3 protein-coding genes and 1 pseudogene are annotated in these 3,196 nt (G+C 59.7%); all 4 read right to left on the minus strand.

Features of this window, described 5'->3' with window-relative positions; all coding sequences use genetic code 11:
- Positions 1-37 precede the first annotated feature (37 nt).
- Positions 38-697: an HAD family hydrolase gene (locus tag PL597_RS25785; RefSeq protein ID WP_271366636.1), complete on the minus strand. Its 660-nt coding sequence runs from the start codon at positions 695-697 to the stop codon at positions 38-40.
- A 10-nt stretch (positions 698-707) separates the two neighbouring features.
- Positions 708-2,303, minus strand: a complete 1,596-nt coding sequence (gene tnpC, locus PL597_RS25790) for an IS66 family transposase (protein WP_271366637.1) — start codon at positions 2,301-2,303, stop codon at positions 708-710.
- 69 nt (positions 2,304-2,372) lie between these two features.
- Entirely contained in the window at positions 2,373-2,726 is a 354-nt protein-coding gene (gene tnpB, locus PL597_RS25795; protein ID WP_142912583.1) for an IS66 family insertion sequence element accessory protein TnpB, read from the minus strand.
- Positions 2,723-3,037: pseudogene (locus PL597_RS25800) on the minus strand (transposase); the annotation flags it as partial. The pseudogene PL597_RS25800 and the gene tnpB, both read right to left, overlap by 4 nt.
- Positions 3,038-3,196: the final 159 nt, after the last annotated feature.

Consider the following 3,196-nt stretch of genomic DNA (forward strand, 5'->3'; position numbering starts at 1 on the left):
GTAAGCGGTGTTTCACTGGCACGTCGCCTGATAAACGCTAGCCCTCCAAGCTGGAAATGATGGTCGTTAATTCTTCCATGTTGGCGAAGGTGACGTCGGCTCCGTATGGATGATTGGGCGGCGATGGGCTGTACAGCAGCGCCACCATACCTGCAGCCTTTGCCGCCTGGATGCCGACGAGGCTGTCTTCGACCACCACGCATCGGTGGGGTTCAAATCCCATCTTGCGAGCGGCATGCAGAAACAGGTCAGGATCGGGCTTAAAGCTTCCGACTTCATAGGAACTGTAAAGATCGGTACCAAAGTAAGGGGCTAGGCCGCTCACCTCTAATGTCTGGATGATTTTGTCCGGCGGCCCGCCCGAGGCAATACACCGTGGGTGTTTCAATTGTCCCAGCATCGGCAAGACCCCGGGAATGGGTTGCAGACCTTGGGCAAAGCGTTTCGACAAGGTGGCGCGATAAAGCGCCTCGAAGTTCAATGGCAGCTTTCTGGATAAACGGTTCTCGATGTCCTGAAAGATCGAAGAGAGTCTCTCCCCTCGGTAACGCTGCAGCAGATGTTCAACAGGATCAGAACAGTCTGGCAGCAGGTCGGCCAGCACTTGAATACAAATGACCTCGCTATCGACAAGCGTCCCATCCAGATCGAATATGACGCATATGTCCCGCATGCCTTGGCCTCTCTGGCGGTTCAAGCACGAACGCCTAGACGCCTTTGATAACGCCGCCTCGCGGACAATTCCACGGTAGCAACTCACCAATCTGGCTTTGCTTGTGGCCGTTGATGATGGAGGTGAGCGCCTTTGTCAGGTAGGCCAGTGGATCGACAGCGTTAAGCTTGCAGGTCTCAATGAGCGAAGCGATTGTTGCCCAGTTCTCGGCTCCGGCGTCGTGCCCGGCAAAGAGTGCGTTTTTGCGATTGAGCGCTATCGGCCGGATGGTCCGCTCGACGCTGTTGTTGTCGATCTCGATACGCCCGTCGCTCAGGAAGAGCTTCAAACCATCCCAGTATTTGGCAATGTAGGCCAAGGCCTCGCCGAGTGGCGACTTTGCCGCGACACGGGCACGGTGATGGACGAGCCAGGTCTGCATGTCGGCAACCAGTGGCGCTGAGCGTTCCTGTCGTCCGGCAAGTCGAGCCTCCGCATTAAGGCCTCGCAGCTCGGCCTCGATCCGATACAGTTCACCAATCCGCTTGACGCCGTCCTCGGCAATGGGTGCTGTGCCATTGCGGGTGATCTCCACCAGCTTGCGCCGGGCATGGGCCCAACAATAGGCAAGCTGAATGTCTGATCCGACACGGTCAGGAGCGATCAGCCTGTTATATCCGGCATAGCCATCGACCTGCAGGATACCGGAGAAGCCCTGCAATATCCGTTCCGCATGAATGCCCCCGCGACCGGGAGCGTATGTGAAGGCGACACCTGGCGGAGCACCGCCGCCCCATGGGCGATCATCCCGCGCAAGCGCCCAGAAGTATCCGGTCTTGGTTTTACGGGAGCCAGGATCGAGAACTGGGGCACCGGTCTCATCCATGAACAGCTTGGTTGAGCGCTTCAGGTCGGCAATCAGTGCATCGAAGACGGGCCGCAGTTCATAGGCTGCCCGACCGACCCAGTCGGCAAGTGTTGATCGGTCGAGATCGATCCCCTGGCGGCTCATGATCTGGGCCTGCCGATAGAGCGGAAGGTGATCGGCATACTTGGAGACGAGAACATGGGCGACGGTCGCTTCCGTCGGCAGCCCTGCCTGGATCAGCCGTGCCGGAGCTGGGGCTTGGACGACACCGTCGGTGCAGGCACGGCAGGCATATTTAGGGCGGCGGGTGACGATCACGCGGAACTGTGCCGGGATCACGTCCAGCCGTTCGGAGACATCCTCGCCAATGCAATGCAGGCAACCGCCGCAGCCACAAATCAGGCTTTCTGGCTCAATAACCTCCTCGATACGCGGGAGATGCTTCGGAAGAGAGCCACGATTGATCGCGCGCGGCTTGCTGATCCTGTTTCCAGGAGGAACGTCCGCCTCATCCTCGGCATGGATCACGGCCATAGCCGTCTCCAGGTCCTCCAGCGCCAGATCGAATTGGTCGGGATCGGTCTTCTCGGATTTGCGCCCGAAGGCTGCCTGCTTGAAGGCGGCGACCAGCTTCTCAAGCCGCTCGATCCGCTCATCTTTGCGGGCGATATGCTCGTCCTTGCTGGCTATCGCGACATCCTTGGCCGCCTCGCGGGCCCGCGCCGCTATCAGCATCGCCTTCAGGGCGGCAACATCATCGGGAAGTTCGGTGGCATCAAGCATGGCCGGAAACTACCAAATCCCGAGCCGATTTGCCCTCGGAATCTGCCGTGCTGAGTCATCGTGCCGCAGCTATTCGATGGCCTCCGGTGTTCGTGTCTGGATGGCATGAACACGTCGCCAATCAAGGCCCGCAAACAGGGCCTCGAACTGGGCGTGGGTGAGCGTCATCAGGCCATCCTTGATGCCAGGCCAGGTGAATGTGTGCTCTTCCAGCCGCTTGTAGGCCATGACGATCCCGGAGCCATCCCAGTAGATCAGCTTCAACCGGTCCGCCTTGCGTGAGCGGAATACAAAGACCGTTCCGGTGAACGGGTCCTTGTGCAGCTCGTTCTTCACCAGCGCAGCCAAACCATCGTGCCCTTTGCGGAAGTCGACGGGTTTTGTCGCCACCATGATCCGTACGCGGTTCGACGGAAAGATCATGTCGCCGCCGCCAGAGCGCGGGCGATGGCAGCGATCCGGGCAGCAGACGCACCTTCCTCAAGACGGATTGTGACGGGACCGACGGCAATCTCGGCGCGCGTGGCAGCCTTTGCCGTCGGCGGCTCCGGCAATGGCGTCTCGATAACCATTGCCGCAAACTCGACAGCGTCTTCCGGCTCTGGCAACACCAACTTGCCCTGCCGCGCCAGCGTGCGCCAGGACGACAGGTGGTTGGCCTTCAGCCCATAGCGCCCCGCGACTTCATTCACTGTCACGCCCGGACGCAAGCTCTCCGAAACAATCCGCGCCTTGACTTCATCTGGCTATTGGCGATGCGCCTCACGCCTGCTCCGTCGCGCTGTGAGAACCTCCAACGTAGTCTCCATGGAGAAACTCCTTGTCTCTCATCCATGGAACGTCGATCCCAGATCAGAAGGCGGCAGACAACGTGGGAGCAGAACAACGGTTAC

The sequence above is a fragment of the Agrobacterium sp. ST15.13.013 genome (genome assembly GCF_027956525.1).
Taxonomy (GTDB): Bacteria; Pseudomonadota; Alphaproteobacteria; order Rhizobiales; family Rhizobiaceae; genus Agrobacterium; species Agrobacterium salinitolerans.